The organism is Kitasatospora sp. NBC_00070 (assembly GCF_045041205.1).
Classification (GTDB): Bacteria; Actinomycetota; Actinomycetes; order Streptomycetales; family Streptomycetaceae; genus Kitasatospora.
Window position 1 is genome coordinate 3291792 of sequence record NZ_CP108247.1, and the last position, 17991, is coordinate 3309782.

19 protein-coding genes are annotated in these 17991 nt (G+C 70.5%); 8 read left to right on the forward strand and 11 right to left on the reverse strand.

Annotation, left to right across the window (positions count from 1 at the left end):
* Positions 1-46: 46 nt before the first annotated feature.
* The 5 genes from cysS to OHV05_RS15205 form a co-directional block, all read right to left on the reverse strand.
* The gene (gene cysS, locus OHV05_RS15185; RefSeq protein WP_405018135.1) at positions 47-1441 is read right to left on the reverse strand and encodes a cysteine--tRNA ligase; all 1395 of its coding nucleotides are present in this window, start codon (positions 1439-1441) and stop codon (positions 47-49) included.
* 72 nt (positions 1442-1513) lie between these two features.
* Positions 1514-1906 (reverse strand): PPOX class F420-dependent oxidoreductase, encoded by a 393-nt coding sequence (locus OHV05_RS15190; RefSeq protein ID WP_403038240.1) that lies wholly within the window; start codon positions 1904-1906, stop codon positions 1514-1516.
* A gap of 97 nt (positions 1907-2003) precedes the next feature.
* Positions 2004-2501, reverse strand: a complete 498-nt coding sequence (ispF, locus tag OHV05_RS15195) for a 2-C-methyl-D-erythritol 2,4-cyclodiphosphate synthase (RefSeq protein ID WP_403038237.1) — start codon at positions 2499-2501, stop codon at positions 2004-2006.
* On the reverse strand, positions 2491-3264 hold the full coding sequence (gene ispD, locus OHV05_RS15200) for a 2-C-methyl-D-erythritol 4-phosphate cytidylyltransferase (protein ID WP_403038234.1): 774 nt from the start codon (positions 3262-3264) through the stop codon (positions 2491-2493). Before ispD ends, ispF begins: the two co-directional genes overlap by 11 nt.
* A gap of 219 nt (positions 3265-3483) precedes the next feature.
* Positions 3484-3966, reverse strand: coding sequence for a CarD family transcriptional regulator (locus tag OHV05_RS15205; protein WP_030244332.1), 483 nt, complete (start codon positions 3964-3966; stop codon positions 3484-3486).
* 372 nt (positions 3967-4338) lie between these two features.
* Between OHV05_RS15205 and OHV05_RS15210 the strand changes: the two genes are divergently transcribed.
* A complete protein-coding gene (locus tag OHV05_RS15210) occupies positions 4339-4998 on the forward strand; it encodes a DUF461 domain-containing protein (protein WP_405018136.1) in 660 nt (219 codons plus the stop codon).
* A 57-nt stretch (positions 4999-5055) separates the two neighbouring features.
* On the opposite strand, the gene OHV05_RS15215 is transcribed toward OHV05_RS15210, so the two are convergent.
* Together OHV05_RS15215 and OHV05_RS15220 are read right to left on the reverse strand one after the other, a co-directional pair.
* A complete protein-coding gene (locus tag OHV05_RS15215; protein ID WP_403038228.1) occupies positions 5056-5751 on the reverse strand; it encodes a response regulator in 696 nt (231 codons plus the stop codon).
* Positions 5748-7016: a sensor histidine kinase gene (locus tag OHV05_RS15220; RefSeq protein ID WP_403038225.1), complete on the reverse strand. Its 1269-nt coding sequence runs from the start codon at positions 7014-7016 to the stop codon at positions 5748-5750. Before OHV05_RS15220 ends, OHV05_RS15215 begins: the two co-directional genes overlap by 4 nt.
* 280 nt (positions 7017-7296) lie before the next feature.
* On the opposite strand from OHV05_RS15220, the gene phoU reads away from it, so the two are divergent.
* Positions 7297-7971, forward strand: a complete 675-nt coding sequence (phoU, locus tag OHV05_RS15225) for a phosphate signaling complex protein PhoU (protein WP_405018137.1) — start codon at positions 7297-7299, stop codon at positions 7969-7971.
* A 150-nt stretch (positions 7972-8121) separates the two neighbouring features.
* Positions 8122-8301 (forward strand): hypothetical protein, encoded by a 180-nt coding sequence (locus OHV05_RS15230; protein WP_403038220.1) that lies wholly within the window; start codon positions 8122-8124, stop codon positions 8299-8301.
* A 98-nt stretch (positions 8302-8399) separates the two neighbouring features.
* On the opposite strand, the gene OHV05_RS15235 is transcribed toward OHV05_RS15230, so the two are convergent.
* The 3 genes from OHV05_RS15235 to OHV05_RS15245 all read right to left on the reverse strand — a co-directional run bounded on the left by OHV05_RS15235 (position 8400) and on the right by OHV05_RS15245 (position 11149).
* A complete protein-coding gene (locus OHV05_RS15235) occupies positions 8400-8987 on the reverse strand; it encodes a lytic polysaccharide monooxygenase (protein WP_403038217.1) in 588 nt (195 codons plus the stop codon).
* A gap of 408 nt (positions 8988-9395) precedes the next feature.
* The gene (locus OHV05_RS15240) at positions 9396-10637 is read right to left on the reverse strand and encodes an XRE family transcriptional regulator (protein ID WP_405018138.1); all 1242 of its coding nucleotides are present in this window, start codon (positions 10635-10637) and stop codon (positions 9396-9398) included.
* 146 nt (positions 10638-10783) lie between these two features.
* Positions 10784-11149: a GntR family transcriptional regulator gene (locus tag OHV05_RS15245; RefSeq protein ID WP_405018139.1), complete on the reverse strand. Its 366-nt coding sequence runs from the start codon at positions 11147-11149 to the stop codon at positions 10784-10786.
* A gap of 248 nt (positions 11150-11397) precedes the next feature.
* Here OHV05_RS15245 and OHV05_RS15250 point away from each other — a divergent pair, with 248 nt between their 5' ends.
* The 5 genes from OHV05_RS15250 (at position 11398) to OHV05_RS15270 (ending at position 17120) form a co-directional block, all read left to right on the forward strand.
* Entirely contained in the window at positions 11398-11784 is a 387-nt protein-coding gene (locus tag OHV05_RS15250; protein WP_405018140.1) for a hypothetical protein, read from the forward strand.
* On the forward strand, positions 11781-12047 hold the full coding sequence (locus tag OHV05_RS15255; RefSeq protein WP_405018141.1) for a helix-turn-helix domain-containing protein: 267 nt from the start codon (positions 11781-11783) through the stop codon (positions 12045-12047). The genes OHV05_RS15250 and OHV05_RS15255 overlap by 4 nt, the downstream gene beginning before the upstream one ends.
* A gap of 512 nt (positions 12048-12559) precedes the next feature.
* Positions 12560-14248: an ATP-binding protein gene (locus OHV05_RS15260; protein WP_405018142.1), complete on the forward strand. Its 1689-nt coding sequence runs from the start codon at positions 12560-12562 to the stop codon at positions 14246-14248.
* 1011 nt (positions 14249-15259) lie between these two features.
* Positions 15260-15514, forward strand: coding sequence for a helix-turn-helix domain-containing protein (locus tag OHV05_RS15265; RefSeq protein ID WP_405018143.1), 255 nt, complete (start codon positions 15260-15262; stop codon positions 15512-15514).
* 367 nt (positions 15515-15881) lie between these two features.
* Positions 15882-17120: a tyrosine-type recombinase/integrase gene (locus tag OHV05_RS15270; RefSeq protein ID WP_405018144.1), complete on the forward strand. Its 1239-nt coding sequence runs from the start codon at positions 15882-15884 to the stop codon at positions 17118-17120.
* 81 nt (positions 17121-17201) lie between these two features.
* Here OHV05_RS15270 and OHV05_RS15275 read toward each other — a convergent pair whose 3' ends face one another.
* Positions 17202-17960 (reverse strand): phosphoglyceromutase, encoded by a 759-nt coding sequence (locus OHV05_RS15275; RefSeq protein WP_403038215.1) that lies wholly within the window; start codon positions 17958-17960, stop codon positions 17202-17204.
* Between the last annotated feature and the right edge of the window lie 31 nt (positions 17961-17991).

A 17991-nucleotide genomic window follows, 5' to 3' on the forward strand; every position in this document is an offset into this window, starting at 1 on the left:
GGCCGTACCGGTCAGGTACGGCCCACCCTCACCCCGGTGAGCGGGGTTACTGGTTGTTGAGCGTCCAGCGTGAGCCGGTCGGGCCGTCCTCGATGGACAGGCCCGCCAGCACCAGCTGGTCGCGGATCGCGTCCGCGGTCGCGAAGTCCTTGCGGCCCCGGGCGGCCTGCCGCTGCTCCAGCACCAGCTGGACCAGCGAGTCGACGACCCCGTGCAGGTCGTCACCGCGTTCGGTGCCGGCCCAGTGCTCGTCGAGCGGGTCGAGACCCAGTACACCGAGCATCGCACGGACCTCGGCCAGCCGCGCCACCGCGTTCTCCTTGTCCTCCGCGGTCAGGGCGCTGTTGCCCTGGCGGACGGCGGTGTGCACGACGGCCAGCGCCTGCGGCACCCCGAGGTCGTCGTCCATCGCCTCGGCGAAGGCCAGCGGCACCTCGGGCGCCGCGTCCACCGGACCGCAGCGCTCGACCACCCGCTGGATGAAGTTCTCGATCCGCCCGAAGCCGGTCTCGGCCTCACGGATCGACTCCTCGCTGTACTCGATCATCGAGCGGTAGTGCGGGGCCGCCAGGTAGTACCGGAGCACGATCGGGCGCCAGCGCTGGAGCATCTCGGAGATCAGCACCGAGTTGCCGAGCGACTTGGACATCTTCTCGCCGCTCATGGTGACCCAGGCGTTGTGCACCCAGAAGTTAGCGAAGTCGTCGCCGAACGCCTTCGACTGGGCGATCTCGTTCTCGTGGTGCGGGAAGATCAGGTCCAGCCCGCCGCCGTGGATGTCGAAGGCGTTCCCCAGGTACTTGTGCGCCATCGCCGAGCACTCCAGGTGCCAGCCGGGACGGCCGCGGCCCCACGGGGTCTCCCAGCTGGGCTCGCCCTCCTTGGTCCGCTTCCACATGGCGAAGTCGCGCGGGTCACGCTTACCGGTCTCGCCCTCGCTCTCCGGCTGGGCGAGGTTCTCCAACTTCTGGTTCGAGAGCGCCAGGTACTCCGGGTACGAGGTGACCGAGAAGTAGACGCTCCCCTCGGACTCGTAGGCGTGGCCCTTGGCGATGAGCGTCTGCATCATCTCGATCATCTCGGGCACGTGGCCGGTGGCCCGCGGCTCCACGGACGCGGGCAGGCAGCCCAGGGCCGCGTAACCCTCGTTGAAGGCACGCTCGTTGGTGTACCCGATCTGCCACCACGGGACGCCGAGCTCGCGCTCCTTCCAGAGCAGCTTGTCGTCGATGTCCGTGACGTTGCGGACGAAGGTGACCTGGTAGCCGCGGTAGCCGAACCAACGGCGCATCACGTCGAAGTTGAGGTTGGACCGGATGTGTCCGATGTGCGGGGGCGCCTGGACGGTCGCGCCACACAGGTACATGGAGACACAGCCCGGTACAAGCGGGACGAAGTCGCGTACCTGGCGGGTGCTGGTGTCGTACAGGCGAAGGCTCACAGCGTCAAGCGTAGTGGGCGGCGGGGGGTGCCCCGCCACCTTTCGCCCACGGCGACGTCAACTGCCCCGGGTTCAGGCGTTGCCGACCGCCTTGCGGGGCGACAGCCGGACCACCACCCGGACGTCCTCCGGGCCGTCGTTCCGGTAGTCGTGCCCGAGGTACTTCCGGCTCAGCTCGTCGATCAGCTCCCGGCCGCCCGCCCTGGTCATGGTCACCTCGCCGCGCAGTTCCAGGTACTGGTACGGGCTGCCCGGCGGGTTGACGAGCAGGCTGATCCGCGGGTCCCGGACCATGTTGAGGTGCTTGCGGCGGCCCTCGACGGTGGAGAACAACACGTCGTCGCCCTCCCGCTTGATCCACACCACCGAGGACTGCGGGCTGCCGTCCGGCTGCACGGTCGAGACGGTGACGAAGGACTTGGTGTCGAACAGTGCCTTGGCCTGTTCGGAGAGCTCGACGCCCATGCGGGTCCCTTTCGGTCGGTATGCCCGGTTCACCGGCCACGCTAGTGAACCGGGCACCGCCCGCGGGAGTTGAACACCCGTCAGACCACCGAACGGCCTAGCGGGGCACGCGGTAGACCAGCGCGGTGGCGATCGCGGCCAGGCCCTCGGCCCGGCCGGTCAGGCCGAGGCCGTCGGTGGTGGTGCCGGAGACCGACACCGGGGCACCGACCGCGGCCGAGAGGGCGGCCTGGGCCTCGGCCCGGCGCTTGCCGATCTTCGGCCGGACGCCGATCACCTGGACCGCGACGTTGCCGATCTCGAAGCCGGCCGCCCGGACGATCCGGGCCGCCTCGGCGAGCAGGGTGACGCCGGAGGCGCCGGACCACTCGGGGCGGTCGGTGCCGAAGTGCGCACCCAGGTCACCCACCCCGGCCGCCGAGAACAGCGCGTCGCAGGCGGCGTGCGCCGCCACGTCCGCGTCCGAGTGCCCGGCGAGACCGATCTCGGACTCGGGCCACTCCAGACCGGCCACCCGGAGCGGGCGGCCGGCCTCGAAGGCGTGCACGTCGGTGCCGATCCCGACCAGCGGGATCAGCGGAGCGTCAGAAGCCATCGGAGGCCCTCCTCCGGGCGAGCACGGCCTCGGCCAGCACCAGGTCCAGCGGGCGCGTCACCTTGAACGCCTCCTCGTGACCCGGCACCACGACCACCCGGCCGCCGAACTGCTCCACCAGACCGGCGTCGTCGGTCACCGTCACGGGCTCGGTCAGCGCGCGGCGGTGCGCGGCGGCCAGCACGTCCCGGCGGAAGCCCTGCGGCGTCTGCACCGCCCGCAGCGCCGAACGGTCGGGCGTGGCGAGCACCGGCTCGGGCCGGCCACCGCTCTGCGGCTCGACCAGCTTCACGGTGTCGGCCAGCGGCACCGCCGGCACCACCGCCTCGGCCCCGGCCCGGACGGCCGCGGCGACCGCGTCCACCACCTCGACCGGGACCAGCGGCCGGGCCGCGTCGTGCACCAGCACGATGCCGACCTCGGCCGGGATCGCGGCCAGGCCGAGCCGGACCGACTCCTGCCGGGTCTCGCCCCCGGCCACCACCCGGATGTCCTTGCCGTCCAACCCGTGACTGTCCAGCAGGGCAATCACTTCGGCCACCCCCTCCGCCGGGGCCGCCACCACCACCAGGCCGACCGCCCGGCTGCGCGCCAGCGCCCGGACCGCGTGCACCAGCAGGGGCACCCCGCCGAGCTCGCGCAGGGCCTTCGGGGCTCCGGGGCCGAGCCGCTCGCCCCGCCCGGCGGCGGGGACCACGGCTGCTGCGACTGCTGCTGTGCCGTTCAGGGTTTCGCTCCTTCGGCGCTGTGCCGGTTCGTTCAAGTTTCGCGGTCAGGTTTCGCGCCTTCGGCGCGATGGGTATGGCCCTGGCGAACGTTCGACGGTGCCCGGGTCCCTTCCGAAAGCACCCGGCTCCGTCCGGCCGTTCACCCCCGCACCCGGGTACGCCGAAGCGCCCGAGGTGCCGGGTGACCACCCGGGTCACGTACGTGACCATGGTGACGCACCGGCATCGGGCGCTTCGATCTGCGGGGACTTGCGCTAGGAGGCCAGGACCTCGTCGAGCAGCGTCTCCGCCTTGTCCTCGTTGGTGTTCTCCGCGAGCGCGAGCTCGCTGACCAGGATCTGGCGTGCCTTCGCGAGCATCCGCTTCTCTCCGGCCGAGAGACCGCGCTCACGCTCGCGACGCCACAGGTCGCGGACGACCTCGGCCACCTTGATCACATCGCCGGAGGCGAGCTTCTCGAGGTTCGCCTTGTACCGGCGCGACCAGTTGGTCGGCTCCTCGGTGTACGGCGCCCGCAGCACCTCGAACACCCGGTCGAGGCCTTCCTGGCCAACTACGTCACGCACACCGACGAACTCCGCGTTCTCCGCGGGCACGCGCAGCGTCAAGTCTCCCTGCTGCACCTTCAGCACCAGGTAGGTCTTGTCCACACCTTTGATCTGGCGAATCTCGATGGCCTCGATCAGCGCAGCCCCGTGATGGGGGTAGACCACCGTGTCGCCAACCTTGAACGTCATGTGACAGGGCCCCTTCCGTGGCTTACCAGAATAACACGGTTCTCGGCCCACCCGAAGGGCGTTTTCGCAGGTCAGAGCCGGTCTCGGGGCTTGACAACGGCCCCTCCGGCATGCTGCGACCGGTGTTCGATGCGGCCTTACCGCAGGTCGGAGGCGGTATACGCACCTGACGAAACCTCTGGCAACACTCCCGAAACCATGATTGGATCATGGGTTTTTGCCGTATACGCGGCCGCGGCCCCCGGCGGGCCTCGTCGGCCGTCCGCACAGGGACTCACCCGCGACACGGGGCCACCCCGTGAGAACCGGACAATCGCGGTCGGTAATCTGACCCTGACCACCGACCCGAGATTCCAAGGAGATGCCGCCGCCGTGAGCCGCAGCCTTCGACGCGGCGCGATCGCCGTGATCGCCCTCGCCGCGATCCTCCCGCTGTCCGCCTGTGCCGCCGGGAACTCCCCGGACACCCTGCAGATCAAGCCGGACAACGCCGCGACGTCGATCGGGGACACCCTCAAGCTCAACAACATCGTGGTGGTGACCGCGGACGGCGCGAGCTCCGAGCACGCCGGCCCGGCCCAGCTGACGGTGAACATCAGCAACACCGGCAGCAGCGCCGAGACCCTGCAGTCGATCACCGTCGGTGAGGGTGCCACGGCGACCTTCGCGGACGCCAAGGGTGCCGCGCTCTCCGAGATCGTCATCCCGGCCGGCAGCGCCGTGCTGATCGGCGGCGAGGGCCAGCCGGTCGCCAAGGTCGCCTCGGCCAAGCTGGAGGTGGGTGGCTTCGCCCCCGCCGCCTTCTCGTTCGCCAAGGCCGGCAAGGTCGCCACCGAGGCCCAGGTGCACGCGGCCAAGGGGATGTACGAGGACTTCGGCCCGACCGCCAACCCGTCGGCCTCGCCGTCCGCGTCCGCCTCGCCCTCCGCTTCCGCTTCGGCTTCGGCTTCGGCCGGTGCCTCGACCTCGGCGACGCCGTCGGCCGGCGCCTCGACCTCGCCCTCGGGGTCGACCACCGCGGCCTCGCACTGACCGCAGCCCATGCCGAAGGCCCCCGCTCGCACTGAGTGGGGGCCTTCGGTGTGCGGTTTACGGCTCGAACTTGTAGCCCAGGCCACGGACCGTCACCAGGTAGCGCGGGGCACCCGGGTCCGGCTCGATCTTGGCCCGCAGGCGCTTCACGTGGACGTCCAGCGTCTTGGTGTCACCCACGTAGTCGGCGCCCCAGACCCGGTCGATCAGCTGCATCCGGGTCAGCACCCGGCCCGCGTTCCGGAGCAGCATCTCCAGCAGGTCGAACTCCTTCAGCGGCAGGTCGACCTTGGCGCCGTCCACCGTGACCACGTGCCGGTCGACGTCCATCCGGACCGGCCCTGCCTCCAGCGCGCCGGGGCCGCCACCGTTGTCACCGGGGCCGCCGTCCTCGCCGCGGCGGCGGAGCACCGCGCGGATCCGGGCGACCAGCTCGCGGGTGGAGTAGGGCTTGGTGACGTAGTCGTCGGCACCTATCTCCAGGCCGACCACCTTGTCGATCTCGCTGTCCTTGGCGGTGACCATGATCACCGGGACGTTGGAGCGGACCCGGAGCTGACGGCAGACCTCCGTACCGGGCAGGCCGGGGAGCATCAGGTCGAGCAGCACCAGGTCGGCGCCGTTGCGTTCGAACTGCTCCAGCGCGTCGGGGCCGGTGGCGGCGATGGCCACCTCGAAGCCCTCCTTGCGGAGCATGTACGACAGGGCGTCGCTGAACGACTCCTCGTCCTCGACCACCAGTACTCGGGTCACGATCGCGCCTCCGGGGCAGGAAGGGGGTTGGGGAGGATGGTTGGGCTGTGCGGGCTCGCCGCCGGAGCCTGACCGGCGGGGAGTCGGACGGTGAAGGTGGAACCCTGGCCCTCGACGCTCCACACCGACACGGTGCCGCCGTGGGAGGCGGCCACGTGCTTGACGATGGAGAGGCCCAGGCCGGTACCGCCGGTGGCCCGGGAGCGGGCCGGGTCCACCCGGTAGAAGCGTTCGAAGATCCGCTCGCGGTCCTTCTCGGAGATGCCGATGCCCTGGTCGGTCACCGAGATCTCGATCAGCTCGCCGTCCGCCTCACCGAGGGCGGCGGCGCTTGAGATCCGCCGGGTGGCGATCGCCACCCGGGTACGGGGCGGGCTGTAGTTGACCGCGTTCTCCACCAGGTTACCCAGCGCCGCGGCCAGCTGACCGCGGTTGCCGTGCAGGTAGAGGCCGCCGATGCCGCCCGCCGCGATGTGGATCTGCTTGGCGGCGGCGGGCTGGCGGCAGCGGTCGATCGCCTCGGCGATCAGGGTGTCCACCGGCACCGGCTCCGGGTCGACCATCAGCTGGTCGTCCTGGACCCGGGACAGGTCGATGATCTCCTGCACCAGGCTGGCCAGCCTGGTGGCCTCGATCTGCATCCGGCCGGCGAAGCGCTGCACCGCCTCCGGGTCGTCGGACGCGTCCGCGACCGCCTCGGAGAGCAGCGAGAGAGCGCCGACCGGGGTCTTCAGCTCGTGCGAGACGTTGGCCACGAAGTCCCGCCGGACCGCCTCGATCCGGCGACGCTCGGTCAGGTCCTCGACCAGCACCAGGACCAGCCGGGAGCCGAGCGGGGCGACCCGGACGGAGACCGCCAGCGGGTCGGTGGCGCGGGCCGCACCTGGCCTGGGCACCTCCAGCTCGACCTGGCGGATCTCGCCGTCCCGGCGAGTGGCGCGGGCCAGCGAGAGCATCTGCTCCACGGCCATCGCCCCTCCCCTGACCAGACCCATCGCATAGGCGGCGGAGCTGGCCTTGACCACCTCGTCGCCCTCACCGAGCACGATCGCGCAGGAGCGCAGCACCGAGAGCACGGTGTCCACCCCCGGCGGGAGCGGTGGTTCCTGCGTCGGCGTGCTGCCGACACCTGTCTTTCCGCCCTTGCCGCCGCTGCCTGCCCTGGCCTGCTCCCGCTCACTCCAGCGGAAGGCGATCGCGGCTGTGAGACCGACACCGAGCCCGGCTATGGCGCAGGCTGCGGCGAGGGCCACGTTCACGTCCATGTGGTCAGCGTAAGCGCACACCGGCGGCCCACCCCCGGGGTGAGATCAAGGCATCGGCCGCGCGTTGCCGAGAATTCACCTTCACGCTGCCACTGGTTCACTGCACCGGCCGTGCGTGGTCGCCCAAACGGCCCAGGGTGGATTGCACAGCCCGTTCGGGCGGTGGCGGCACTACGATGCCGCCACCAGCAGCGGCCACCCCGATCATCAGACGGGCTCGCTTGTGACGTGAGAAGGCCGGTCGGCACCGCCACCGACAGAGCTACTGAGGAGAGCAAGAATGCGCGACGCGTACCACGAGGAACTCGACTCGATCAGCGACGGCCTGGTCGAGATGGCCCGGCTGGTCGGTTCGGCCATGGGCCGGGCCACCACCGCACTGCTCGACGCGGACCTGGCGCTGGCGGAGAGCGTGATCGCCGCCGACGACAAGGTCAACGCCCTGCACCACGACCTGGAGAACCGGGCGATCGACCTGCTGGCCCGGCAGCAGCCGGTCGCCACCGATCTGCGGATCGTGGTCACCTCGCTGCGGATGAGCTCCGACCTGGAGCGCTGCGGCGACCTGGCCCGGCACGTGGCCAAGGTGGCCCGGCTGCGCTTCCCGGAGACCGCCGTCCCGGCCGACCTGCACCCGATCGTGCTGGAGATGGGTCAGCTCGCGCAGCGCCTGGTGGCCAAGGCCGGCCAGGTGATCGCCACCAAGGACGTCGAGAAGGCGCTGGAGCTGGAGCAGGACGACGACGCGATCGACGCGCTGCACCGCGAGCTGTTCTCGCACCTGCTGGACGACCGCTGGCAGCACGGCATCGAGACCGCGGTGGACGTCACCCTGGTCGGCCGCTACTACGAGCGCTTCGCCGACCACGCGGTCTCGGTGGCCAAGCGCGTGGTCTTCCTGGTCACCGGCGAGCACGCGGGTGACTTCGTCGCCAACGCCGAGTCCGCCGAGTAGCGGGACGGCCACGGCGCGGGGGCGCACGGGGCGGTTTCGAACCGCCCCTGCGCGCCCGTTGACGCCCCGTCACCGACCGGGCTTCACTCAGGGGGTGGCCACAGCCCCGTGTGCGCCGCAGTGTGCCAGTGCCGAGGAGGGCCCAGCACGATGAAGGCAACCACCGCTCCCACCAGTCCACCGGCGAGCGTCGTCGAGCCGACCAACCCCGCCCTGCTCCCGATCCTCGCCGCCGGCTGCGGCTGTGGCGGCGGCTGCGGCTGCGGCTGCCAGTCGGGCGCCCCCTGCCAGTGCGGCGGCGCCGCGGGTGGCTGCTGCGGCGGTCACTGACCCGGGCCGGTCCCACCGTCCCGCCCGTCGGCCGGGCACCCCTGTCCTGAGCGGGGTGCCCGGCCGACGTACGCCCGGCCGAGGCCCGGAGCCGGTGCCTAGAACTGCAGGTCGACGCAGGAGTAGAAGGCGTTCGTGGTGTCCGCCACGTCCCACACCGCGAGCAGCACGTGGTGCCCGGTCAGCCCGGCCGGCAGCGGCACACTGTGGGTGAGCGTGCTGGGCGGCTGCTGGTTGTTGCCCGGGACGGTCAGCAGCGGGGTGAGGTTGAGGTTGCTCCGGCTCAGCACCGAGGCGGCGTTGTAGCCCGGCTTGGTGAGGAAGTACCGGTACGACGCGGTGGCGTGCCGGGCGGTGAACTTCCAGGTGAAGTTCTGCCGCTGACCCGCCGTCACCTTGGTGGTCGGCCAGGCCCCGTTCCGCGGCGCGTCCAGCTGGGCGAACCGGCTGTTGCCGCCCGCGCAGAGCTTGCCGTCGGCCGGGCCGCTGTTCGGGAAGCCCTTCGGCCCCTCGACGCTCTGCGGCTCCCACTGGATGTCGCCGCAGCCGGTGACGGTGCCCGCCGCGCAGTACGCGGCGCGGCTCGGCGGGCCGCTGATGTAGCCGTGCGAGAAGGCCGGGATCGCGGTGGCGACCGGTACGGCCAGGGCCCCGACGAGGGCCGCGAACAGATGGCGCTTACGCATGGTGCTCCTTCCGGACTCGTCTCCGGGCAGGCCGGAGCGAGCTGTGGGGGTGGATGGAGTGCATGACTGGCGAACGGCCGCCGGTGGGGGATCTTGGCGTGCTCGCGCCAGCGCTGGTGCATACGGTAGGAGCGCACGGCCGACCCGTCAATGGTCTGAACCACCGCCCCACGGCGGCCAGTTGACGATCCGGCGAACGAAAGGGCCCCGCCGGCGCGACTGCGCCGACGGGGCCCTCGGGGACTGCCCCGGACTTACTTCTTGCCCTGGGTCTAACTAGTCGATTTAGCAGGGCAGTTCAACGACCTCTGACCAGGCATCGGGCCGTCAGCGGTGGTCGTCATTGGTCAGCCTTGGCCACCCCTGGACGGCCCACAGACGGCCCGGAAACTGGCCACCGAGCGACGCTCAGGACAGCCCTCCCGGCTTGCTCAGCGCCGTGAGTCGGTCGAGGTAGGACCGCGTGGCAGGCTCCTCGGCGTACTGCTTGCTGACCACGGTGGCCAGCTCTCGGCTGACAGCCAGCAGAGACGGGAGCGACTGGCGCTCACCTCGGAGCGCCCATTCGCCGTAGTTCACCGCGCTCTCCAAGTCGCCTTCCCTGGCCGCCACTACTCCGAGCGTGAGCCGGGCCTCAGCGATCCGCATGGGAGAGCGCTCGGTGCCGTCGTAGTCGGTACCTGCCCGGATGACCTCCTCTGCGAGGTTCCGGGCCATCTTGTTCTCGCCCAGCATCCGGTAACAGTCCATGGCGTAGAAGTCGTACTTCGCCGGGTCCACGACGAAGTGGTTGTCCAGGTTCTCCGGGTAGGGCATGCCTTCCAGCAGGCGACGCCCCCGGTCGAGGGACACTTCGGCCTGCCTGCGGTCTCCGAGTCGGGCCCATGCCTTGGCCTCCTGTGCCGCGAGCTGAACAGCGACGCCCTGGTGAGCGGCCACCTCCCCGCCGGCCGATGCGGCTGCGAGTACGCCCCGGTAGTCGCCCGTGGTGATAGCGAACCAAGCCCGCATCTCGTGAGCCCATCCCTGGATACCCGCGTGCTCCGCCTCGGTCCCGAGCGAGAGCGCAGCCCGCCTGGTGGACTCGGCCGCACGACGGTCGCCCATGTCGTACTCGACACAGCCGACCAGCAGGGCGAGCCACCCTGCCATCGACAGGACCTCCCGATGCTGGGAGAGGGTGAGTCGCTGGGACTGGAGACCGACTACCCGCTTGAGCCACTGCCGTCCCTCGACGGCCAGTTGGGCACTGGGCAGCAACGCGTACTCCGAGCAGAGTCGATCGGTGGTGATCCGGAGCGCGTCCATGGTGGCGTTGTCGACGTCGGACGCCTGCAGGCGACTGACGATGTCCAGCGTCTCCATGCCGCTGACCGCCACGATCTCGGCGTTGCCGTCCCGGCGGCCGGTCAAGGGGAACAGCGCGTGCGTGACCGTGCCGAACGTGGCGGCGATCAGCGGTTGGTAGAAGTCGCTCGGAACTACCTCGCCGGACTCCCACCGCTTCCACTGGCGAAGCATGGTCGCGTTGTCGGGGAGCTTCTTCGGCGAGTGGGCCCGCAGCGCGCCAATTGCGTCTGCCTGCGACCAGTCGCGAGCGTCACGCTCGGCGGCGATGCGCCGTGCCCATGCGGGCCTGTCCAAGCTCATGGTGCCCTCCCTCTGGGGTGGTGCGTGCTCTGAGTCTGGCACTGCGAAGGCCCTGGACAGGAGGGGTGACAGGGCAGTGACACCGGCCCTGTCACCAGCGAGACACCCTCTCTGTCACTCGAACAACACGAGCGGTTACCCGATGGTTAGTCAGGAACGGGCGGCGCCTGCACCTGCCGCTCCAGCTCGGCAACCCGCTTAGTCAACTGATCAACCCTGGAGGCAAGGTGCTCGACCTGGCGAAGCACGTCAGACTCCGCAGCGTCGACTGGCACCGGGGGCACGTCACTGCGCACGAAGGTGCCTCGACCTGGCGTCGAAACGATGCGCCCTTCCTCGCGAAGCACTCGCAGACCGTTGTGCACGGTCATCTCTGCGATGCCGAAAGTCTCGGCGAGCTTCTTCACCGAGGGCAGCTTGGCACCAGGGGGGTACTCCCCCGACCCAATCGCGGCCCGAAGCGTGTCGGCAACTTGCACGTACGGCGGTCGCTCGTCCTGGACAAGGCTCATGTTCCAAACACTACAGGCAGCGCTCTAACACATCTAGGTCGATCGCTTGACAGCTAGAGCCATCTAGAGCAATCTAGGTGATGCAAGGAAGCCCCACACAAGCTGTGGAGCGGCGCCTTTCCGGCAAGTCAGACCGCCGCCCCACACCCCATGAAGGGAGTTCCATCATGCCTGCAACGCTCGCTGATTCGCTGCTGTCCGTCGGTCCGGTCCGTGCATCTGTCACGAGGTTCGGGGAGGACGACGAGATGGAGACCACCCCGCGCGTCGCACTCCAGCTCAACATTCACCTGACGTTCGCCGAGATCCTCGGTCTCCTGCTGCTGAGCCCCGACGGCTGCCTGTCGTGGGAGCACGTGGAGAACCCGGTCGAGAGCGAGATCACCGACTGCATGTGGTTCGCGGTGGCGGACACCAGCATGAACATGGTCGGGGAGTACGCCACGATGGCGATGGACATCTACACCGGCCGCCGGGCCTCGAACCTGCACAGCTTCGCTCTGCGCCTGGGAACCGTCATTACTCACATCTTTGGCGTCACCTCGCCGGAGCAGCCGAGCGCGACCGTCCCCGCCCAGCGTGAGTGGCGTGCGGTGCCCGCTGGCTACGTGCACCCCGACGGGATGCTGGCGTGAACAACCAGACCACCCCCGTTGCCCCGGCCGCCCTGCTGGCGGAGCTGACCGGCTACCAGTCGGACGAGCCGCTGCGGGTGAAGCAGATCGCCCCCGCGCTCGGCGTCTCGGCGGAGACCGCCTACCGGGAGGTGCAGTCGGGCCGCCTGCCGTCCTACCGGGTCGGCACCGGCCGGGGCACCATCCGCATCCAGCGAGCCGACTTCCGCGCCTACCTCAAGGCCCGGGGCATCCCGATCGGTCGAGCCGCACTCACCGACTGACCACCACCGCTCACCGGCGCTCACGGCCGCTCACCGCACGCTCACTTGACCGCCGTACCCGCCGTTCCCAACCGGTGTACCCGCCCGTACCCGCAGGCCCTACCCGGTGTACCCGATCGGTGTACCCGCACCGGATACACCCCCGGGTACACGTACCCGGCCGGGCGCTCACGGATCGCTCACCGGTGCTCACGAAGTAGTCGGGTGTTCGGCGGCACCTTGGCCGCCGCCGAACACTCGACCGGTCGTCACAGCAACAGACGCTTTCCCCGCCCCCGCGCTGCGGCCATCGGTCGCCCTCTGACCAGCCACGCAGCCACCCCGGCGCCAGGAATGAGCGTCCGACTCCCGCCGTGAGCGCGGGGGCGGGGAAAGCCGTCCTGACCCGTCTGCCCGCTGCTGCCGCAGACGAAGACACCACCCGGCCCGGCTGCCCGGGGGAGGCGGTGTCTTCCCCCGATCGACTACCGCTCAACGACCCGACTGGCCCGACCACCCTTGTGAGGTGCCGTATGCAGCCATCGACCCGACCAACCCCGACCGCCCCGCCGACCAACCCCCGCACCGACACCCGACCGCCCGACGCCAGGCCCGCCCGACCGGTCGCCCGCAAGGCAGCCCCGCCGGCCGATCCGGCCGGGGGCGAGCCGGGCGGCAAGCCCAACCAGGCATCCCAGTTGGTCGCGCTCGCCCGGGAGCGGTTCGACCTGGTCGTGTCCGAGGACGGCCGCCCGTACGCGGTGGTCACCGACGGGCCGAACGTGGTGCTTCCGCTGCGGGGCAAGGCAGGGTTGCGCGCCCAGCTGGCCCGGCTGTTCACCGACGCCAACGGCGGGTCCGTCCCCTCCCAGGGCAGCCTGTCCGACGCGATGATGGTCCTGGAAGGCCAGGCGGCGGCAACCGACCCGGTAGAGGTGAGCCTGCGGGTGGCCGGTGGCCCGGAGCGGATCGTCATCGACCTGGGCACCGCCAACGGCCGCGCCGTCGTCATCACCCCCGGCGCCTGGACCGTCGTGGACCGCTCCCCGGTGCTGTTCCGCCGCTCCGGCGCCATGGCACCCATGCCCACCCCCGACCGGGCCCGCACCGCCGAAGGACTGGACGCGCTGCGCGCCCTGGTCAACATGGACGAGCCGACGTTCCGTCAGCTGGTCGGGTGGCTGGTCGCCGCGTGGATGCCGCACATCCCGCACCCCATCCTGACGTTCAAGGGCGAGCAGGGCACGGGCAAGTCCAAGGCGGCTCAGATGATCGTGAACATCATCGACCCCTCCCCCGCCACCCGGCGCACGCAGCCCCGGGACATCAAGATGTGGTCCACGCAGGCGTTCAACTCCTGGGCGCTGTGCCTGGACAACATCAGCGTCATCCCGCCGTGGCTGTCCGACACGCTGTGCAAGGCGGTGACCGGTGACGGGTTCGTGGACCGGGCCCTGTACACCGACGACGACGTGGTGGTGTTGACGTTCCGTCGGGTGCTGGCCATGACCACCATCGACGCCGGAGCGCTCGCCGGTGACCTGGCCGAGCGGCTGATGATCCTCGACCTGCAACTGATCGACCCCACCCAGCGCCGTACCGAACGGGCCCTGGACGCGGCGTTCGAGCTGGCCCGCCCGGCGATCCTGGCCGCGCTGCTGGACCTGCTGGCCGAAGTGCTGACGGTCCTGCCCGGTGTCGCGCTGGACTCCCTGCCCCGGATGGCCGACTTCGCCCAAGTCCTGGCCGCGCTCGACCAGTTGCAGGGGTGGGACACCCTGGCCGACTACGGCGCCGCAGCGGCGGCCGTCAACGCTGATGCCCTCGAAGGGGACCCGTTCGGCTCCGCCGTCCTCACCTTCACCGAGAGCTACGGGCCGTGGTCCGGTACCGCCGGTGAGCTGCTGGAACGGCTCAACCTCACGGCCACGGACAGCATTTACCATCCCAAGTGGCCCAAGGATGCGACCCGCGCGAGCGGCCAGCTCAAGCGGCTCGCCCCGGTGCTGCGCTCGGTCGGGGTGCTGGTGGACGACACCCAGCGCTCCGCCGACCGCCACCGGCGCCGCCTGGTCGCCCTGCGCCTGGCCGACCAGCCCCACACCATCCCCGAACAGGGCAGTGGCCTGGAGACTTCGGGGATCACAGCGTCCGCAGCGCCCACAGTGTCCTGGCCGCCCGTCCGCAAGCCCGGTGAGCTGCGAGAACTCCCCGGACGCTAGGCACGGCCCCAGCGTCCGCACAGCGTCCGCAACGGCCCTCTCAGCGTCCGCACCACCCCGCCAGGTGCGGACGCTGAACCCCCCGCTGCGGACGCTGGCCACCCACCCAGCGACCACACCCCAAACGGCATCTGACCAGTGCGAACACCCGACTGCGGACGCTGCGGACGCACCGGACGCTGCGATCCCCAAACTCTCCAGACACCACCACCCGGAGCACCCACCCATGAACACCCACCGCCACCACAGACCACCCGCCACACCCGGCCGACAGCCCCAACCCCGACCCCGCGCACGCTCCCCACCAAGCCCCGAACAGCCGCTATCGATAGCACCCCACCCCGCTAGCGTTAGCGGCCCTGATAGCAGCCCCAATAGCACCTGACCAGGCTGTTAGCAGATAGCACCCTCCCGGCCGAAGCCCCGGAAAACGGCCCAACCCAGGGTTTGGCTGCCCCACCCCGCACCCGCTATCGGCGCCGCCCCCGACAAGTCGACTGGCGCCAGTCGACTGTCGGGCAGCACAGCCCCAAACCCCGGGTAACGCGCGCGAGCCGACGGTCACCCGACTGTCGCCAGTCACCTGTCACCCCGAACAGCAAGAGGAGCACCTGCTCCGCCCCCGGTGCTCCTCTTGCTGTTCGGGGACAGCCGCACCACCGAGCGTCAGGTGTCTGACGCGTCAGACACCCCTGACGCCAACCGCCCGAATCCCCGGGTAACGCGCGCGCGACTCCCGTCAGACGCGTCTGACACCCCGTCTGACACCCGACCTGACGCACCTGACACCCCGCCCTGACACCCGCTGACGCCACGCCCCGACACCCCGGGGTCTAGCAACGACCCTCGCTAGACCTAGCGAGCCCGCTAGCGACCAAAACCGCCCCTGGCCAGGCACCTAGCCACTAGCGAGACCCGCGCAGGAACACCCGGAACCGCCCCTGGGGCCCACCTGCCACCCTCCGGCGCCGCTAGGACCGACCCCAACCACCACCCGTAGGAGAGCGCCCGATGCCCCGCCGCCAGGTCACCATCACCGCCCTGACCGCACTCCCCACCGCCCCGCCGGCCAACCTCCGGCCGCTGCCCGACCGGTACCTCACCCCCGAAGACGTCGCCTCGCTGTTCGGTGTCCCGCTGGAGACCGTCTACCAGTGGCGCCGCAAGCGCACCGGCCCGCCCGGCTTCCGCGTCGGCCGCCACCTGCGCTACCACCCCGACGCCGTCGCCCAATGGGTCAGCGACCAAGCCCACCAGGCCGCCTGACACCCCGACAGCCGCTGCTACCGGTAGCGCCCCACCCCGCTACCGGTAGCACCCCCGATAGCTCCCCGAACCACACCTGATCAGGCCGCTAGCAGGTAGCGGCCCTCCCCCACCGCGCCCAAAAACAGGCCCACCAGCCCCTCCCGGCCACCCGCCGCGACCGCCCTAACGCCAGGGAGTCGCCAGGGAGGCAGGGAGTTCTCCCTCCCCGCCTCCCTGGCCCGAACATCCGCCCCGAGCAGCGCAGATCACCGCTCAGGGAGGCAGGGAGGCACCCCGTCCCAACCCCGCCAGGCCACCGAAACCGCACCCAACGGCACCCCGGTGCCTCCCTCCCTGCCACACCAACAACCCGAGGACACAGACCATGGCTGGACACATCCAGGACCGCTGGTTCAAGACCGAGACCGGCCCCGACGGCAAGCCCCACCGCGTCAAGACCGACCGCCACGGCACCGGCAAGCGCTACCGCGCCCGCTACACCGCACCCGACGGCGCCGAGAAGAGCCAGTCCTACCCCGACCGGCAGAAGCGCCAGGCCGAACAGTGGCTGGCCAACATCGAGGCGGACATGTCGCGTGGCCAGTACATCGACCCGGCCGCAGCGAAGACCACGTTCCAGGAGTTCGCCGACAGGTGGTTGGCGAGCCAGACCAGCGACCCCAACACGCAGGCGTCCATGAAGTCGCAACTGCGGCTGCACGCCTTCCCGCTGATCGGGGCCCGGCCGCTGGGATCGTTCCAGCCCAGTCACATCCGTGAGTTCGTGGGAGCCCTGGAGACGTCCGGCATGTCCGGCTCGTACGCCCGGGTCATCTTCTCCAACGTCCGTGCCGTGCTGAGTGCGGCCGTGGACGACGGCCATCTGCCCCGGAATCCCTGTGCTGCGCAGACCGTGCGCCCGCCGGCCATCGGGGCGAAGCGGGTCGTCCCCTGGCGGCTGGAACGGGTACTGGCTGTCCGGGCAGCGCTGACCGAGCGGTACCGGGCGACCGTGGACGTGGGCGCCGGGTGCGGACTCCGCCAGGGCGAGATCCTGGGGCTTGCCGTGGACGCTCTGGACTTCGAGAGCGGCACCGTGCACGTCACGCAGCAGCTCAAGCTCAGCCTGAGCAAGCCGGTGTTCGCCCCGCCGAAGGGCGGCACGCTGCGGGACGTGCCGCTGCCCGAACCGGTCGCGGACGCGCTCCGGGCCCACATGAAGCGCTTCCCGCCGGTCGAGATCACGTTGCCGTGGATGAAGGTCGGCGGTCCGCCCGTCACCAAGCGCTTGATCTTCACCAGTACGTCGGACTCGATCGTCTGGCGCGGCATGCTGAACGAGGACTACTGGAAGCCCGCGTTGGCCGCCGCAGGGGTCATCCCGGTGCGCCGGAGGGGAGAGTCACACGCGTCCGCCCGAGAGCACGGCATGCACGCCCTGCGGCACTTCTACGCCTCGGTCCTGCTGGACGCCGGAGAGAGCATCAAGGCCGTCAGCGAGTACCTGGGCCACTCCGACCCGGGGCTGACGCTGCGGGTGTACGCCCACCTGATGCCGGACAGTCGGCACCGGGCTCGCAAGGCGATCGGGGACCTGTTCAAGCCCCAAGATCAGCAGGGCTGACGGCCCACAGGCGGCCCAGGAATGACTACGGCCCCTCACCAGCGCCATACACGCTGGTGAGGGGCCGTTCTGCCTTGGGGCTTACTTCTTGCCCTGGTTCTTGACCGCCTCGATGGCGGCCGCGGCGGCGTCCGCGTCCAGGTAGCGGCCGCCCTTGGCGAGCGGCTTGAAGTCGGCGTCGAGCTCGTAGACCAGCGGGATGCCGGTCGGGATGTTCAGGCCGGCGATGTCCTCGTCGGAGATGCCGTCGAGGTGCTTGACCAGCGCGCGCAGGCTGTTGCCGTGCGCGGTGACCAGGACGGTCTTGCCGGCCGCCAGGTCGGGCACGATCGCGTCGTACCAGTACGGCAGCATCCGGTCGACGACGTCCTTGAGGCACTCGGTGCGCGGACGCAGCTCGCTCGGGATGTCGCCGTAGCGGGCGTCGTCGGACTGCGAGTACTCGGTGCCGTCCTCGAGCGCGGGCGGCGGGGTGTCGTACGAGCGGCGCCAGAGCTGGAACTGCTCCTCGCCGAACTCGGCCAGGGTCTGGGCCTTGTCCTTGCCCTGGAGGGCGCCGTAGTGACGCTCGTTCAGCCGCCAGCTGCGGCTGACCGGGATCCAGTGCCGGTCGGCCTTGTCCAGGGCGATCTGCGAGGTGCGGATCGCGCGGCGCAGCAGGGAGGTGTGCAGCACGTCGGGGAGGAAGCCCTCGGCGGCGAGCAGCTCGCCACCGCGTGCGGCCTCCTTCTCGCCCTTCTCGTTGAGGTCGACGTCGACCCAGCCGGTGAAGAGGTTCTTCTGGTTCCACTGGCTCTCGCCGTGACGGAGCAGGATCAGTCGGTAGGTCGTGTCAGCCATGGGGCTCAGCTTAATAGAGGCGGATAACGGG

Excerpts from the sequence above, each read along its gene's own strand:
- OHV05_RS15190 (WP_403038240.1), bottom strand. The coding sequence starts at position 1,906 with ATGGGCGTCGAGCTCTCCGAACAGGCCAAGGCACTGTTCGACACCAAG.
- ispF (WP_403038237.1), bottom strand. The coding sequence starts at position 2,501 with ATGGCTTCTGACGCTCCGCTGATCCCGCTGGTCGGGATCGGCACCGAC.
- OHV05_RS15205 (WP_030244332.1), bottom strand. The coding sequence starts at position 3,966 with ATGACGTTCAAGGTTGGCGACACGGTGGTCTACCCCCATCACGGGGCT.
- OHV05_RS15220 (WP_403038225.1), bottom strand. The coding sequence starts at position 7,016 with ATGGACGTGAACGTGGCCCTCGCCGCAGCCTGCGCCATAGCCGGGCTC.
- phoU (WP_405018137.1), top strand. The coding sequence starts at position 7,297 with ATGCGCGACGCGTACCACGAGGAACTCGACTCGATCAGCGACGGCCTG.
- OHV05_RS15230 (WP_403038220.1), top strand. The coding sequence starts at position 8,122 with ATGAAGGCAACCACCGCTCCCACCAGTCCACCGGCGAGCGTCGTCGAG.
- OHV05_RS15235 (WP_403038217.1), bottom strand. The coding sequence starts at position 8,987 with ATGCGTAAGCGCCATCTGTTCGCGGCCCTCGTCGGGGCCCTGGCCGTA.
- OHV05_RS15240 (WP_405018138.1), bottom strand. The coding sequence starts at position 10,637 with ATGAGCTTGGACAGGCCCGCATGGGCACGGCGCATCGCCGCCGAGCGT.
- OHV05_RS15245 (WP_405018139.1), bottom strand. The coding sequence starts at position 11,149 with ATGAGCCTTGTCCAGGACGAGCGACCGCCGTACGTGCAAGTTGCCGAC.
- OHV05_RS15250 (WP_405018140.1), top strand. The coding sequence starts at position 11,398 with ATGGAGACCACCCCGCGCGTCGCACTCCAGCTCAACATTCACCTGACG.
- OHV05_RS15260 (WP_405018142.1), top strand. The coding sequence starts at position 12,560 with ATGCAGCCATCGACCCGACCAACCCCGACCGCCCCGCCGACCAACCCC.
- OHV05_RS15265 (WP_405018143.1), top strand. The coding sequence starts at position 15,260 with ATGCCCCGCCGCCAGGTCACCATCACCGCCCTGACCGCACTCCCCACC.
- OHV05_RS15270 (WP_405018144.1), top strand. The coding sequence starts at position 15,882 with ATGGCTGGACACATCCAGGACCGCTGGTTCAAGACCGAGACCGGCCCC.
- OHV05_RS15275 (WP_403038215.1), bottom strand. The coding sequence starts at position 17,960 with ATGGCTGACACGACCTACCGACTGATCCTGCTCCGTCACGGCGAGAGC.